General features: G+C 63.7%; 16 protein-coding genes and 2 pseudogenes. 12 read left to right on the top strand and 6 right to left on the bottom strand.

The window, feature by feature from the left end; all coding sequences use genetic code 11:
• Positions 1-12 precede the first annotated feature (12 nt).
• Together VWN43_RS11295 and VWN43_RS11290 are read right to left on the bottom strand one after the other, a co-directional pair.
• Positions 13-1605 (bottom strand): recombinase family protein, encoded by a 1593-nt coding sequence (locus VWN43_RS11295; protein WP_330767340.1) that lies wholly within the window; start codon positions 1603-1605, stop codon positions 13-15.
• A 69-nt stretch (positions 1606-1674) separates the two neighbouring features.
• Positions 1675-2313: pseudogene (locus tag VWN43_RS11290) on the bottom strand (magnesium chelatase domain-containing protein); the annotation flags it as partial.
• A gap of 160 nt (positions 2314-2473) precedes the next feature.
• Between VWN43_RS11290 and VWN43_RS11285 the strand changes: the two are divergent.
• The 8 genes from VWN43_RS11285 to VWN43_RS11250 all read left to right on the top strand — a co-directional run bounded on the left by VWN43_RS11285 (position 2474) and on the right by VWN43_RS11250 (position 8415).
• A complete protein-coding gene (locus VWN43_RS11285) occupies positions 2474-3364 on the top strand; it encodes an alpha/beta hydrolase (protein WP_253522066.1) in 891 nt (296 codons plus the stop codon).
• Between the two features lie 123 nt (positions 3365-3487).
• Entirely contained in the window at positions 3488-3622 is a 135-nt protein-coding gene (gene rpmH / locus VWN43_RS11280; RefSeq protein ID WP_057884309.1) for a 50S ribosomal protein L34, read from the top strand.
• Between the two features lie 86 nt (positions 3623-3708).
• Positions 3709-4092 (top strand): ribonuclease P protein component, encoded by a 384-nt coding sequence (gene rnpA, locus VWN43_RS11275; protein ID WP_320181667.1) that lies wholly within the window; start codon positions 3709-3711, stop codon positions 4090-4092.
• A complete protein-coding gene (gene yidD, locus VWN43_RS11270) occupies positions 4089-4298 on the top strand; it encodes a membrane protein insertion efficiency factor YidD (RefSeq protein WP_253522070.1) in 210 nt (69 codons plus the stop codon). Before rnpA ends, yidD begins: the two co-directional genes overlap by 4 nt.
• Positions 4299-4366: 68 nt before the next feature.
• A complete protein-coding gene (yidC, locus tag VWN43_RS11265; RefSeq protein WP_320181668.1) occupies positions 4367-6157 on the top strand; it encodes a membrane protein insertase YidC in 1791 nt (596 codons plus the stop codon).
• Positions 6154-6807, top strand: coding sequence for a ribosome biogenesis GTP-binding protein YihA/YsxC (gene yihA / locus VWN43_RS11260; RefSeq protein WP_320181669.1), 654 nt, complete (start codon positions 6154-6156; stop codon positions 6805-6807). The genes yidC and yihA overlap by 4 nt, the downstream gene beginning before the upstream one ends.
• A 331-nt stretch (positions 6808-7138) precedes the next feature.
• Positions 7139-8182, top strand: a complete 1044-nt coding sequence (locus tag VWN43_RS11255) for a beta-1,6-N-acetylglucosaminyltransferase (protein ID WP_320181670.1) — start codon at positions 7139-7141, stop codon at positions 8180-8182.
• Positions 8173-8415 carry a hypothetical protein gene (locus VWN43_RS11250; RefSeq protein WP_330767332.1) on the top strand — a complete coding sequence of 81 codons (243 nt, stop codon included), beginning with the start codon at positions 8173-8175 and terminating at the stop codon, positions 8413-8415. Before VWN43_RS11255 ends, VWN43_RS11250 begins: the two co-directional genes overlap by 10 nt.
• 72 nt (positions 8416-8487) lie before the next feature.
• On the opposite strand, the gene VWN43_RS11245 is transcribed toward VWN43_RS11250, so the two are convergent.
• The gene (locus VWN43_RS11245) at positions 8488-8907 is read right to left on the bottom strand and encodes a VOC family protein (protein WP_320181671.1); all 420 of its coding nucleotides are present in this window, start codon (positions 8905-8907) and stop codon (positions 8488-8490) included.
• A gap of 214 nt (positions 8908-9121) precedes the next feature.
• Here VWN43_RS11245 and VWN43_RS11240 point away from each other — a divergent pair, with 214 nt between their 5' ends.
• Positions 9122-9784, top strand: coding sequence for a glutathione S-transferase family protein (locus VWN43_RS11240; RefSeq protein WP_253522080.1), 663 nt, complete (start codon positions 9122-9124; stop codon positions 9782-9784).
• The gene (locus tag VWN43_RS11235) at positions 9751-10641 is read left to right on the top strand and encodes a S1/P1 nuclease (protein ID WP_320181672.1); all 891 of its coding nucleotides are present in this window, start codon (positions 9751-9753) and stop codon (positions 10639-10641) included. Before VWN43_RS11240 ends, VWN43_RS11235 begins: the two co-directional genes overlap by 34 nt.
• Here VWN43_RS11235 and VWN43_RS11230 read toward each other — a convergent pair.
• Positions 10638-11105, bottom strand: coding sequence for a cupin domain-containing protein (locus VWN43_RS11230; RefSeq protein ID WP_320181673.1), 468 nt, complete (start codon positions 11103-11105; stop codon positions 10638-10640). The two genes, VWN43_RS11235 and VWN43_RS11230, sit on opposite strands and share 4 nt — an antisense overlap.
• Before the next feature lie 29 nt (positions 11106-11134).
• Between VWN43_RS11230 and dapE the strand changes: the two genes are divergently transcribed.
• Positions 11135-12271 (top strand): succinyl-diaminopimelate desuccinylase, encoded by a 1137-nt coding sequence (gene dapE / locus VWN43_RS11225; RefSeq protein WP_320181674.1) that lies wholly within the window; start codon positions 11135-11137, stop codon positions 12269-12271.
• Between the two features lie 100 nt (positions 12272-12371).
• Positions 12372-13610 (top strand): dicarboxylate/amino acid:cation symporter, encoded by a 1239-nt coding sequence (locus tag VWN43_RS11220; RefSeq protein ID WP_320181675.1) that lies wholly within the window; start codon positions 12372-12374, stop codon positions 13608-13610.
• A gap of 242 nt (positions 13611-13852) precedes the next feature.
• On the opposite strand, the pseudogene VWN43_RS11215 reads toward VWN43_RS11220, so the two are convergent.
• Together VWN43_RS11215 and VWN43_RS11210 are read right to left on the bottom strand one after the other, a co-directional pair.
• Positions 13853-14107, bottom strand: a pseudogene (locus VWN43_RS11215) (endonuclease III domain-containing protein); the annotation flags it as partial.
• Positions 14108-14158: 51 nt separating this feature from the next.
• Positions 14159-15037, bottom strand: a complete 879-nt coding sequence (locus VWN43_RS11210) for an ATP-grasp fold amidoligase family protein (protein WP_320181676.1) — start codon at positions 15035-15037, stop codon at positions 14159-14161.
• Positions 15038-15082 lie beyond the last annotated feature (45 nt).

The raw sequence follows: 15082 nt of genomic DNA, 5'->3' as shown, positions 1-15082 counted from the left end.
GTCGGCAGTCAGTCAGGCGAGCGGTCGGCCATCGAGGCGACCCATGATCCATTCGGTCCCACCCTTGATCTCGTCGTGGTCTATGGACACCCTGCGATCGCCTCCCACCGTCATGGTGACGCCGACCTGTTCAGGGCCGGAGAAGGTCAAGTCGGTGACCAGCGCATGGACGGCCGACTTGATCTTCGATCTCGCCTCGAACCTCACGTCCTCGTCGGGATGATCGAGAGACGCGCGAAGGGTCCGGACACGTTCCTGCTGTTCCTCCACGCTAAGCGATCCACGAATACGGATAAGGCGCTCCCGAGCGGCGTCCAGTGCGGCTTCGGCCTCGTCCGACTTGGCGGTGAGGTCGGTCCATGCCGACCGCGCCTCGTGTCGCCCCGTCTCGATGGCGAGGTCGAGGGCGGTCCTAGTCCGAACACTCGCGAGCTCATTTGCCCGTTCGAGACGAGCGACCTCGATCTCCAGTTCCTGGATCTCCGCCTGCGGCGCGAAGCTCTCCTCGCGCAGCGCCTCGTAGATGATTGGGGACAGGATACCATCCTCCCAGACCGCGTAGTTGTAGTGAAGGTGATTGTCGCAGCCCCGACCCCTCTGGTATCCATCGCAGACGAGATAGTCCTCGTTCACCCAGCTGCCGTCGGCCCTCTGCTTGCGCCCCTTCCCTCGGAAGGTCATCTTGGCGCCGCACGCCTCGCATCGGGCGAGACCGGAGAAGAGGTTGACGAGCCGTCGTCCCCTGCCGGTGAAACGACGCGAGCGCTCGGCCATCGCAGCCGCCGCCCGTCTATGGAGATCGGCGTCGACGACGACGGGGTAATAATCCTGCACGACCTCGCCGGTAGCCTCCCTCCTCGAACCTCGAGGCTTGGTCGCCGGATGCAGTTCACCGACGACAGCGGGGTTCCGCAGGATCTTCTGAACCGCACTCGCATGCCAACCCGAAGCCCTTCCGAAAGTCGGAACGCCATCGCAATTGAGGTTGCGCGCGATGTGCTGCTTTCCGAATCCCGCGACCGTCTCCTCGAAGATGCGGCGCACGACATCCACTCTTTCTGGGATCGGTACGAACCGTGGCGGGATACCGACGACCTCCAACCACCCGGGAGCCCGTCTCGTCATGACGAACTTCTCGCCCGCCGAGAGGCGTCGACGCTTGGCCGCCCAGGCGGCTCCGAGGCGCTGACTCTTCTTCTCGGATTCCTCGTGGGATAGCTGCGCCTTCACGATCACCTCGATGATAGCAGCCATGTCGAGGTTGCCCTTCGAATAGCGCCGAGCCCCATCGACCGTAGCCACGGTTACGCCCGCTTCGGTGAGGTTCATCATCCACAGGAAGACGCGGCTTGGTTCCTGGCGGGAAAGCCGATCCAACTTCTCGCAGAGCAGGATCACCCCTTCCGGATACCGGCCGGCCTCCACGTCTCGGACGAAGCCGGAGAGTTGGCCTGTCGCGGCATGCTCACCTTTGAAGGCGCTGATGCCGTCGTCGACCAACTCTTCGAGCACCCGCCAACCTTGCTCTGCCGCATGGCTCCAGCAATCCGCTCGTTGGCGTTCGAGGGTCGACCCTTTGCTCTGTTCCGAGCTCGACCACCTCATATACACTACGCAATCCATGACTCCTCATCTTATCGATATAGCCGATTAAGGTGTAGCTATATCGTACTTGAGGAGGTTGTGCCCGCCGGCCGCCGCGATCTCGAGCGCGCGCTTGGCGGTCTCCTGTCCCTTGACCTGCTTGAGGTCGCCGCCGCCGACCTCGCTTTCAACCACGCCGGGTTCGGGGGCGGGCAGTTGCTGCGTGCCTTTGAGGTGATTGAGCAGGCTCGCCAGGTCGGGCGCGGCGCAGACCGGTATCTCGCTCGCCCAGCGCGCTTCTGAGCCTTGCGCGCGTGGACAGATCAGACCGGCCTCCGCCTCGCTCGCGTGGATCGCCGCCAGTAGCACGCCGGGCGAGGGCACGATCCGCGCGTCGAGCGCCAGTTCGCCTACCGCGATCCAGTCGCCCAATTGCTCGGCATCGGTCACTCCCATCGCTGCCAGCAGCGCCAGCGCAATCGGCAGATCGTAATGCGAGCCTTCCTTGGGCAGGTCGGCGGGTGAGAGGTTGATGGTGATCCGCTTGGGCGGCAGCGCAAGGCCCATGCTGGACAGCGCGGCGCGCACGCGTTCCTTGCTTTCGCCCACCGCCTTGTCCGCCAATCCGACGATATTGAGCTTGGGCAGACCCGGCGCGACCGAGCACTGCACTTCGACGCTGCGTGCCTCGAGCCCGAGATAGGCCACCGTTTTGACCAAAGCGACCAGGATTAACCCCCACCCCCGCAATCACCCCTAGCTGATGCCGCGAAAGCCCCTGTTTGTCGAGGGTTAACGGGTTCACACTGGAGGTGAAGCAGCATGGTTAACAGCGGGTTATCCATACCTCTTGAGCCGCTGGAAAGTGCGCGTGCGGCAAAAGATTGCCATGTTCAGAATTACAGCAATCCTCCTTTCCGCCCTTGGTACCCTGATCGCCGCTCCGGTGGCCGCACAATCGCTGACCCTGGTCAGCCTGCCGGTCGTCTATGTCGCCAGCCCGGTCGTCCAGCAGACGCACCAGGGCCGCGCGGTCCTTCCTGCCGCGGTAGTCCGCCCCCAGGCACAGCCGGTGCGCGAGCGGCAGAACCTTGCCGCCGTCCGTCCGCAGACCTACACGCCCGCCGCATTGCCGGTGTGGAAAGCCCCCGCCTTCATCGATCGCCGCTTTCGCGACTATAACCGCGGTCTTGCGCAGTACGGCCCGTTCCGCGTGATCGACGCGCGCCGGGTGGCGCTGGTGGGCGAAACCGATGCTGCGACCCCGGGCTATTTCCGCGCGATGATGCGCGACTTTCCCGGCATCGAGCAGCTCGACATGGTCGAATGCCCGGGCACCCGCGACGACCGCGCCAACCTCAAGGTCGGCCGGATGATCCGTGCAGCGGGCCTCGTCACCCACGTTCCCGCGATCGGCTCGGTCCGTTCGGGCGCGGTTGAACTGTTCCTCGCCGGAGTCGACCGCGACATCGCGCATGGCGCCGAGTTCGCCGTGCACAGCTGGATGGATGCCTATGGCCGCGAAGCCGACGATTTCTCGTTCGACGCTCCGGAGAACCGCCAGTATCTCGACTATTACCGCGAGATGGGTATGAGCACCGACCAGGCGCGTGCGTTCTACGATTTCACCAATTCGGTTCCGCATGCGCGTGCCCTGTGGCTTGGTGCGAGCGACATGCGTCGCTGGTCGGGCCGCCCGCAGCAGGCCAAGACGCCCGCGCGGACCAAGGCCGTCCGGTCGGCCCCGACGCTGGCCTATGCCGACGTCACTTTTTCTTGACGCGAGAGGGCGGTTCGCCTAGGCGCGCGGCCCTGTAGGTCGTCGCTCGCAGGGGCGGCCCTTTTTGCTGGCCCGAATCACTCGAGCCGGCAGCCAACCGAAATCTTTTGTAAGGACGATCCGATGAAGCGGACATTCCAGCCCTCGAACCTCGTGCGTGCACGCCGTCACGGTTTCTTCGCCCGCAAGGCTACTCCGGGTGGCCGCAAGGTCCTGCGCGCCCGTCGCGCCCGTGGCCGCAAGAAACTCTGCGCGTGATGTGACGCGCCGCGCCTGAGGCGCGGCGACAATCGCACCACACTGGCGGGCTCCCATTCGGGGGCCCGTTCGCGTATCTGCCATCCATGCACCCGAGCCTCTCCGTCATCCGCAAGCGCGCGGACTTCCTCGCGGCGAATCGCGGGCTGCGGGTTGCGCGCCCCGGCTTCGTGCTGCTCGCGCGGCCCAATGACGGGCAGGGCAAGCGCTATGGCATCACCGTGACCAAGAAGATCGGCAATGCGGTGGTGCGCAACCGGATGAAGCGGCGGTTTCGCGAATTGCTGTGGGACGCGCTGCCCGAAGTGGGCCTGCCCGATCACGATCATATCCTGATCGGCCGCGAGGGCGGGATCGAGCGCGATTTCGGCGCCCTGCGCGCGGAACTGGCCGCCGCGCTCGCGCGCGCTGCCGAAGGCAAGGGCGACCGCCCGCGCAAGCCGCGCCACAATCGCAGCCGCCGCGCATGAAATATCCGCTGATCTGGATCGCGCGGCTGTGGCAATTGGGGCCCAGCCTGCTGCTGCCGTCGACCTGCCGCTACCATCCCTCGTGCAGCCAGTATGCGATCGAGGCGCTGGGAAAATACGGCGCGATCAAGGGTGGATGGATGGCCTTCAAGCGTATATTGCGCTGCAACCCCTGGGGCGGCCACGGCCACGACCCGGTGCCCTAGTACTGTCTTGACAGGCTAAGACACCACCCCACATTCTGACTTTCGACCGGACAAAGACGGGACCGACCTTGGACAACCATCGCAATTTGATCCTCGCCATAGTGCTTTCCTTCCTGCTGTTGCTGGGATGGACCTCGGCGATGGACTACCTCTACCCGCAGCCCGAACAGGCGCTGGTCGGGGACCGGGCGGATACGCCAAGCGAACAGGCGAGCCAGGCGGCCGACGGGGCGGCAACGCGGCATTCGCGCACCGGCGGCCTCGTCGATCCGGCGATGCGCGAGCAGGAAGTGGCCGATCTGAAGACCGCGCTGGCCAGCCCCGACCGGCTGCCTATCGACGCACCGCGCGTGGCGGGGTCGATCAACCTGCGCGGCGGGGTGATCGATGACATCGTGCTCAAGGGCTATAACGAAACCACCAGCAAGGATAGCGAACCGGTTCGCATCTTCTCGCCCAGCGGCACGCCCGCGCAGCAATTCGCGCAATTCGGCTGGGTCGGTTCGAACCTCACGGTTCCCGGCCCGCAGACCTTGTGGGAAGCCGATGGCGATGTCCTGACCGCCGACACGCCCGTCACGCTGACGCATGACAATGGCGAAGGGCTGACCTTCGCCATCCGCTATTCGATCGACGACAAGTTCATGGTCACCGCCGAACAATCGGTTGCCAATAGCGGCGGCGCCCCCGTCGTCATCCAGCCCTTCGGCCTCGTCAATCGCACCAGCCGCACCGCGAGCGAGGATCTGTGGATCGCGCATTCGGGCCCGATCGGCGTATTCGGCGATAGCGCTGATTACGATGTCGATTACGACGATCTCGACGACGACCAGCGGATCTCGCCCGAAGGCCGCACCAGCTGGGCCGGCTTCACCGATATCTACTGGCTCGCCGCGCTCGTCCCGCAGGACGATACCGCGCCCGAAACCACCTTCCGCGCGCTGGGCGACGAAACCTATCGCGCGGACATGATCTACGAACCGAGCAATCTGGCTGCGGGACAGGCATACACCGTCACCTCGCGGCTCTATGCCGGGGCCAAGGAAAGCGTGATCCTCGACAGCTACGAGGATGCCGGGCTCCAGAAGTTCGGCCTCGCGATCGACTGGGGCTGGTTCCGCTGGTTCGAAAAGCCGTTCCTGTGGCTGCTGCGCACGATCTACGACGCGGTCGGCAATTTCGGCATCGCCATCATCTGCCTGACGATCATCGTGCGCGGGGCCATGTTCCCGATCGCCCAGAAGGGCTTTGCCAGCATGGCGTCGATGAAGGCGATCCAGCCGAAGATGAAGGCGCTCCAGGAACAGTACAAGGACGACAAGCCCAAGCAGCAACAGGAGATCATGGCGCTCTACAAGAAGGAGAAGGTCAACCCGGTCGCGGGCTGTCTGCCGATGCTGCTCCAGATCCCGGTGTTCTTCGCGCTGTACAAGGTGCTCTATCTCGCGATCGAGATGCGTCACCGCGACTTCCTGTGGATCACGGATCTGTCCGCGCCCGATCCGGCCAATCTGGCCAATGCGCTGTCCTATGTCGGTATCGAAGTGCCGCAGTTCCTGATGATCATCTTCGGGCTCGGCGTGCTCGGCGTCCTGCTCGGTTTCACCATGTGGCTGACCTTCAAGCTCAACCCGAGCACGCTCGATCCGATGCAGCAGAAGATCTTCGATATCATGCCGTGGATCCTGATGTTCGTGATGGCGCCGTTCGCCGCGGGCCTGCTGCTCTACTGGGTGACCTCGAACATCCTCACGCTGGCTCAGCAGAAATACCTCTATTCGAAGCATCCGCAGCTGCGCGCCGCGATCGAAGAGGACAAGGCGAAGAAGGCCGCCGAAGCGGCCAAGGCGGGCTCGTGACCGAAGCCGAAGCCGCCGAACAAGCCGCGCTCGAACGGCGCGCGGGCAAGCTGTTCTCGGGCCGGGTGGATTTCCTCCTCTCGGCACCGCAGCTCAAGTTCCTGCCCGAACCGACCGTTCCCGAGATCGCCTTCTGCGGGCGCTCCAACGTGGGCAAGAGCTCGCTGCTCAATGCGCTGACCGGGCGCAAGTCGATCGCACGCGCCTCGGTCACGCCGGGCCGTACGCAGGAACTCAACTTCTTCGAAGTGGGCGAACCCACTCTGTTCCGTCTCGTCGACATGCCCGGCTACGGCTTTGCCAAGGCCCCGGTCAAAGTGGTCGAGAAGTGGAAGAGCCTCGTGAAGACCTATCTGCGCGGCCGCCCGGTGCTTGCCCGCACGCTGGTGCTGGTCGACGGGCGCCACGGCCCCAAGGATGTCGACCGCGAGATGATGACCATGCTCGACGAGGCCGCGGTGGGTTACCGTGTCGTGCTGACCAAGGCCGACAAGATGAAGGCCAGCGAACTCGCCAAGGTGATCGAGGCGACCGAAGCCGAAGCGCGCAAGCACGTCGCCGCCTTCCCCGAGATCCACGTGACCAGCGCCGAAAAGGGCATGGGCATTGGGGAGTTGAGGGCGGCAGTGCTGGGGGACGCGGGGGTTTAGGGGGCGTCCGTTTTTCGGCTCGTCATATCGCTGGGTGAACGACCGGATTTGGGGTGGTTAGCGGACAATTGGAATTAGGCGATAGATAGAATTCACACCCGACATAAGACAGGGATGCGAGTTCGCAAACCTCGCTGAAACGACAGAGCCTTGTAACCCGCGGATCGCAGCGCCAATTACCCATCACGCCATTGCGATTTATCGCAGTTCTGTCTGGCGGTGTCTCTTCACGATCAAAAGTTCATTTGATTGGCGTTCCTGAGACAGGAAACGCAATCGACGTGCCCGGGGTGTCGGCAGCCCGGCGCGGTCGATCCAAAGGTCCTGCCATATGATCGCTTATTTCCTTCTCGTTCATCGTTATCCAGCTCAGTTCAAACGCTTGTTCAAGGCAATCTACCTGCCAGGGAACCAGTATGTCGTACACGTCGACAAAGGCTCTGGTGCGACCCTGACTGAGGAAATCACAGACTTTCTGACACCTTATCAGGGGGTCGAAATGCTGGAATCGAAAGATGCCCTTTGGGGCGGATACAGCCTCGTGGACGCTGAACTGCGAGGGATGGCTCGCCTGCTCGAGATGGATAGTAGGTGGACCCACTATATCAATCTTTCAGGTCAGGATTTCCCACTCAAGAGCCAAGACTACATTCGCCAGTTCTTTGCCGCGCACCCCGGCAAGCAGTTTATCCGCGCGCTCGATCAGGCCAAGGAACGGCCCGATACGATGAATCGCATCAGCCATGTGTTCAAAGAGGAGCAAGGGAAAATGACTGCGACGGGCATCGCGCGCCCCTACATCCTTGGTGACACGCCGTTCATCGGGACGCAGTGGAAGGCTGTGACGCGCAGTTTTTGCGATTATGTTTGCCATGACCCCGGAGCAGAACGGTTCAAGACGTTTTATAGTAACAGCTTTATCGCGGACGAAGCGTTCTTCCAGACCGTGATGATGAACAGTATCGACCACGGCACCGTTATGAATGATGATCTGAGAATGATCGACTGGGTGCCTGATGGTGACATCAAGTTGCGCCCCCGCAATTACGACGAGAAGGATTTCGACGAATTGAAGCGAAGTACCGATCTTTTCGCACGGAAATTCGATGCCGAGTATGAGACAGAAATCCTCTCCCTGCTTGAAAGTCACCTGAGATCACCGGCAGCGATCAGATACCGTGGTTCGGGCGAGGTGCCAGGAATACTTCTCGCTACGAAAGAGCTGGAGTTGATCTCTGCTCGACCCACTCAACCCTCGCGAACCATTGCGGGGACGGTGAGGAACAATTCCTCTAAGCCCACGCATGAGAATTGTATTTCTCACGATCTTCCAAAAATGGAAGCAGGTCGAAAAAGCGAAGAGCTGTGCAACTGAGTGCAGCGAAATGCCGCAGTGAACAGGTACGTCATTTGGAACGATCATTAAATGACCCATTGGCCAATCGACGGATTATCGCGGCCACGGCTGCTGAAGCATGGGGTCTAGAAGCATTGAGAGCCGAAGAAAGAGAAGCAAAAAACCCCACCTCTCTTAGTAAAGAGGACGCTGAAATCGTTCGCCAGTTTGCCGAAGAGGCGGATGCGGAGAGCAAGAAACGCCGGGACTAGGCAAATTGCCATCCTGTCATCAATGGAAGTCTCAAAACGGGTCGTTAGCGGACGGGCTGCTGAAACAGCCATCTAACGCGCAAACAGCATTGCGTCGTCGGCGAAGGCCTTCATTTCCAGCGCATTGCCGCTGGGGTCGCGGAAGAACATCGTTGCTTGTTCGCCGGGCTGGCCCTTGAAGCGGATGGTGGGTTCGATGGCGAACTCCACGCCCGCCCTGGTCAGGCGCTCGGCCAGGTTCTGCCAGTCACTCATTGTCAGCACCACGCCGAAATGGGGCACGGGCACGCCGTGCCCGTCGACATGGTTGTTCGCGCGGTCGCCCGCTTCGCCGGGGGCGAGATGCGCGACGATCTGGTGGCCGTAGAAATCGAAATCGACCCATTCGGCGCTGCTGCGTCCCTCGCGGCAGCCCATGGCCTCGCCATAGAAGGCGCGAGCAGCGGCTAGGTCGTGAACCGGGAAGGCGAGGTGGAAGGGCCTGAGCGACATGTCTACTCCGTCGCCCCTGCGGAGGCAGGGGCCTAGATAAGGGGTCTTGCTGGCACACCTTGCGCCTGATGGAAACCGCATCGAGTATCGCTGCCGTTGTCTGGATTCCCGCCTGCGCGGGAATGACGAACCGGGGCCGGGCGGCCTTGCCTGTTCAGCCTCGACAGTGCCCGGCCGGGCCTCTACCGCCGCCCCACGCAAGGTGGGTGCACATATGAAGCTGATCATCGGCAACAAGAATTACTCGAGCTGGAGCCTGCGCGGCTGGCTCGCGGCGAAGCAGTCGGGTCTGTCGTTCGAGGAAATCACCGTGCCGATGTTCGGCAAGCAATGGGACGCGCTCAAGAGCGAGGATGGCGGCACGCAGCCCTCGCACGGCAAGGTACCGATCCTGTGGGACGACGAGGCGGTGGTGTGGGACAGCCTCGCGATCCTCGAATATCTCGCCGACAAGGTCGGGCGCGACCGGTTCTGGCCCAAGGACGCGGTCGCGCGCGGCATGGCGCGCTCGATGGTCGCGGAAATGCATTCCTCCTACCATGCTCTGCGCGGCGAATGCCCGATGAACGTGCGCAAGCGGTTCGAGGGCTTCACCCCGAGCGAGGCCTGCCGGCAGGACATCCTGCGCATTCTCGGGCTGTGGGCCGAGGCGCGCAGCCGCTTCGGCAGCGGCGGCCCGTTCCTGTTCGGCACTTTCGGCGCGGCGGATGTCTATTTCGCCCCGGTAGTGTCACGCTTCATCAGCTATCAGATCGCCGTACCCGGCTTCGCCGCCGCCTATATGCAGGCGGTGTGGGAGCATGAGTGGTTGCAGGCGTGGATCGAAACATCGGAAAGCGAAGAATGGGTCATCGAACAATACGAAACCATTGCCTGAGCGCATGCGCCGCGCTGGCGGCGCTGCTGCTCCCCGCGCAGGCGCAGGCCTGGGGCTTCTACGCGCATACGGTGACCGCCGATATCGCGCTGGAAAACGTGCGCCCGCAGACGCGCGCGGACATCGCACGGCTGCTGCAGGCCTCGCCCCTGCTGGGCACGCCCGATTGCGACCTGGACAGTCTGCAGGATGCGAGCGTGTGGCCCGACTGCCTGCGCGGCCAGTACTGGCGCTGGGGCTACACTTTCGCCTGGCACTACCAGACCGAGCCGGTCACCGAGGAATATGACGCGCGCAAGAACTGCTCCGGCCTCGGCTGCGTCAGCGCGCAGGTCGAACGCAACCAGCGCATCCTCGCCGACGAGAGCCTGCCCGACAATGTCCGCGTGGAAGCGCTCGCCTTCCTCGTCCATTTCATCGGCGACATCCACATGCCGCTGCATTCGGGCGATCACGACGACCGCGGCGGCAACGATCGCGAGGCGGCCTATGGCATCGTCCCGGGGCTGAACCTGCACTGGGTGTGGGACGGGCCGCTGGCCGAACGCGCGATCAGCGGCAATCCGCCGATCGCGCGGCGCTACAGCGCGGCCGAACGCGCCGAACTGGCGGGGGGCAAGGCCGCCGACTGGGGCCGTGAAAGCTGGCAGATCTCGCGCGACTTCATCTATCCCGAAACCTTCGGCTGCGACCCGTGCGAGGGTGCACTGCCGCGCGAGACCGCGCTGTCGCAGGAACTGATCGAACGCTCGGCCCCGATCGCGCGGCGCCGCGTGCTGCAGGCGGGATTGCGCATGGCCGAATATCTCGATCGCGCTTTCGAGCCGGGGCCGTTGCCCGAAGAGGTGCGCGACTAGGGCAGGCGTTCGGCCGGATAGCGGGTTCCGTCCTTTTGGGCATAGCCCTCGGCATCGAAGACCATGTCGATATCGGGATATTCGCCCGAATCCACTTCATTGCTGCCACCGCTGACGACCACGAAGACGCAATCGGCAGCGGCGCGGTTGTGCAGCCGGTGGCCATTCTCGACCCCTGCGGCCCATGCAACGACATCGCCGGGGCGGACCACGATCTCTCCCGTATCCTCGATCAGCACGGCCTCGCCTGCCAGCATGACCAGCAGCTCGTCCTTTTGCCGGTGCCAGTGTCGCTGCGATGAGAAGGCATCGGGCTTCAGCACGACATGGCTGGCCCCCAAATGGGTCAGCCCCGCCACAGGTCCCAGCCGGCGGTACCAGCGCCCCTGCACCTCGGCATCGTAGGGGGCCGGGTAACCCGTCGCATTGGTCTGGGGGATGGCATCGAGATCGAGCTTGGGCATCGCTGCGCACTCCTGCTAGCGCGTGCAGCATGACTGATGTTCTCGATCTCGCCAAGCGGCTGATGGCCGCGCCCAGCGTCACCCCCGCCACCGGCGCGGTGTTCGACGCGCTGGAAGCGATGCTGGCGCCGCTCGGCTTCGCAGTGACGCGCTTCACCCGCGGAGAAGGCGCGGTGGGCAGCCCCGAAGCGCCGGTGGAGAACCTCTTCGCGATCCGCCGCGGGCCCGAAGGATCGAAGCATCTCGCCTTTGCCGGGCATGTCGACGTGGTGCCGCCGGGTGGCGGCTGGACCAGCGAGGCCTTCGAACCCGAAGTGCGCGGTGAGCTGCTCTACGGCCGCGGCGCGGTCGACATGAAGGGCGCGATCGCCTGCATGGTCGATGCCGCCGCCCATGTGCCTGCCGATGCGGGGACAATCAGCTTCCTCATCACCGGCGACGAGGAAGGCCCCGCGCTCCACGGCACGCGCGCGCTAATCGATTTCATGCGCGAGCAGGGCCACCAGCCCGACCTGTGCCTCGTTGGCGAACCCACGTCGGTCAACCGGCTGGGCGATATGATGAAGATCGGGCGGCGAGGCTCGGTCAACATCTGGCTCGAAGTGCAGGGCACGCAGGGCCATGTCGCCTATCCGCACCTCGCCGACAATCCGATCCCCAGGCTGGTGGCGATGCTTGCCGAGCTCGACGCGCTGGTGCTCGACGAAGGCACCGACTGGTTCCAGCCGAGCAATCTCGAAGTTACCGAGATCGATGTGCCCAACGATGCACACAACGTGATCCCCGCGCTCGCCAAGGCGCGGATCTCGATCCGTTTCAACGATCTGCATTCGGGCGCGTCGTTGTCCGAGAAAGTCGGCGCAATTGCGGAAAAGCACGGCGGCAGCGCGCTGCCGATCATCAGCGGCGAGCCGTTCCTCACTCCGCCGGGCGCCTTCAGCGACAGTATCGCTGCGGCCGTGAAGGCGGAGACCGGCGTCGATCCCGAACCCTCGACCACCGGCGGCACTTCGGATGCACGGTTCCTGCGCAGCGTCTGCCCGGTAATCGAATTCGGGCTGGTCAATGCGACCATGCACAAGACCGACGAGGCGGTCGCGGTGGAGGATCTCGCCACGCTGAGCCGGATTTACGCGCGGATCGCCCGCGACGTGCTCGCCGGGTGAACGCGCGCGTCCTCACAAGGCTTTGCAAGCCACGATAACTGCGGCATGAATCCGCGCGCGGCTTTGACCGCTCGCAATGACAAGACGAGGGGTTGGGAAGTTGCTGAGGACCTGGTTCGAAATTCCGCTGTGGCAGCGCGTGATTACCGCGCTCATCCTCGGTGTGCTCACCGGCTGGGCCTGGGGCCCGGAAGCCGAAAGCATCAAGTGGATCGGCGATTTCTTCATCAAGTCGATCAAGATGCTGGTCGTCCCGCTGATCTTCTTCAGCCTCGTCTCGGGCGTCGCGGCGATTGGCGATTTGCGCAAACTGGGCGCGGTCGGCGGGCGGGCGATGCTCTTGTTCGTGGTCACCGGCCAGATCGCGGTCTGGCTCGGGCTGGGCCTCGGCACGCTGGTCCAGCCGGGCGCGGGGCTGGATACCGATGCGATCCAGAAGGGCGCGACGCCCGAACCCAACGAGACTTCCGCGGTCGACATGATCCTCTCGATCGTGCCCGAAAGCCCGGTGCAGGTGATGGCCGATGTCGCGGTGCTGCCGCTGATCGTGTTCAGCATGCTGATCGGCATCGGCATATTGATGGCCAGGGAAGACGGCGTTCCCGTCCAGAAGGTCTTCGATAGCGGCGCGGTGATCATGCAGAAGGTCACCATGATCGTGATGGAATTGACCCCCTTCGGCGTTTTCGCGCTGATGGCGTGGGTGGCGGGCACGCTCGGGCTCGATGCGCTGGTCAGCCTCGCCAAGCTGGTCGGGCTCAACTATCTCGGCTGCCTGCTGATCATCACGCTGATCTACGGCAGCATGATCAAGTTCCTTGCCAAGCTGCCCGTGCGCGACTTCTTCCGCGGTATCTTGGATGCGATGGCGGTGAGCTATTCGACCGCCAGTTCCAATGCAACGCTGCCCGTCACGCTGCGCTGCGCCGAGCGCAATCTCGGCGTGTCGAATTCGGTGGCCAGCTTCGTCATCAGCCTCGGTGCGACGATCAACATGAACGGCACCGCGATGTATCTCGGTCTCGCCACGCTGTTCGGCGCGCAGATCTTCGGCGTCGACCTGTCGATGGGCGACTATTTCCTCATCTCGATCCTCGCGACGCTCGGCGCGGTCGGCGCGGCGGGCATCCCGGGCGCGGGCCTCATCATGATGGCGCTGGTGTTCGGCGCGGTCGGCGTGCCGCTGGAGACGATCGCCTTCGTCGCCGGCGTGGACCGGATCATGGACATGATGCGCACCACCACCAATGTCAGCGGCGATGCTGCAGTGGCGACCACGGTGGCGGTGATGACGGGCGAGATCGACACACGCGAGATGATCTCGGCGGATGATGTCTAGCTGGTCGGAACTCAGTCCCTATTCCCGTGCGCTGCGCTTATCCCTAGGTTTGATAGCGCTGGCTCCGCTATGGCTTGGGCTTCCCACAATTTTGGATAGTTTGGGCGTCGAAGCTCGGAATCGCGAGCCTGTGCTCTTTGCGTTTCTCATCATATTTGGAATGGCAAGCCTCGCTTCTTTGCTGATCCGATGCCGAAACTGCGGACGATCACTCTTCGTGAACGACTACCTTTGGGGAGTTGTCACATTGCCCGGTCCTGTGCCTGCGAAAATTTGTTCGAAGTGCGGAACCGATCAGACAAGGACAGTTGATTAACGCCCCTTGGGCTTCTCAGCGCCTTCTTGCTATAGCTGCACAGGTCGACCACCGGGCAGCGCCAGCATTCGGGCGTGCGCGCCTTGCAGGCATAGCGGCCGTGCAGGATCAGCCAGTGATGCGCACCCAGCCGGAAGGGCTGCGGCACGCGCTTTTCGAGCTTCACTTCAACCTGCTCGGGTCTCGTCGGGATTGGCGTTAAGATCTCCGTCAACAATCCACTAATTGCGGATCAGGCCGCGACCGGTTGCAGTTCCGCTTGCTTCGGTTCGGCTCGGTCGCCCGCGATCGCCGCCAGCCATAGCGCGCCGATATGCCGGTCGAGTTCGGGCGGATCGAACGGGTCGAGCCCCGAGCCGGGATAGAAGGTGACTTCGCCGAATTTCGGCTGGCCGTCGATCTCGTAGAAATCGATCCGTGCAAAGTCGAAGGGCCGCGCCAGCGTCTCGGCGGCGGCCAGCATGCGGTCGAGATTCGCCGGCGCGGGCGAAGGTGCCTCCTCCGGCATCGAGACCTGCGTCCATGCCCGGTCGTAAAGCGTCCAGCGGTGATTGCGCCCGCGATCGAGATGTACCTGCACCAGCACCGCGTGCCCGCCGAAGACATAGATCTTGTAATCCACCGGAAGCTGGTCGCCGCTGCCGAGAAAGGGTTCGACGATGTAACCGGGCGGCAGGTCGCGGTAAGCCCATTCGTCGAGCCACAGGCCGTAGGCCCTGCGCGTCCAGCCCGCAGCCCGCCGCCGCGCCGCCTGCCAATCCGCCGCGTCATGGCACACCACGTTCTGGTTGCAGCCATGGCTGGCCTTGAGAATGAAAGGAAAGGGGGCGGGCGGGCCTGCGGGCAGGACGCTGCCCGTCCAGCGCGTGGGGATGATCCATCGCTCGCCCAGCAACCGCGCGGCCTGCTGCTTGGCGGAAACCTTGTCGACCCACACGGGCAGCAGGGGATTGCGGTCCTCCAGCTTGCGTTGCTGCACCAGTTCGGTGAAGCGGCGCGGGCGGCGCAGGTCGGGCCAGCGACGGTGACGCCACAGATAGGTGAGGCCGATCCGGACCTTGGGCAGGGGCAGGAGCCAGTGCGGGAGGGAGGGCAGCTTCCGCAGGTCCATCGTCAGCGATACGCCGGTCGCGGTTTTGCGTTCCGCACGGGGTGA

Source organism: Qipengyuania sp. HL-TH1 (assembly GCF_036365825.1).
Taxonomy (GTDB): domain Bacteria; phylum Pseudomonadota; class Alphaproteobacteria; order Sphingomonadales; family Sphingomonadaceae; genus Qipengyuania; species Qipengyuania profunda.
This window is presented reverse-complemented; position numbering and strand designations above follow the sequence as displayed.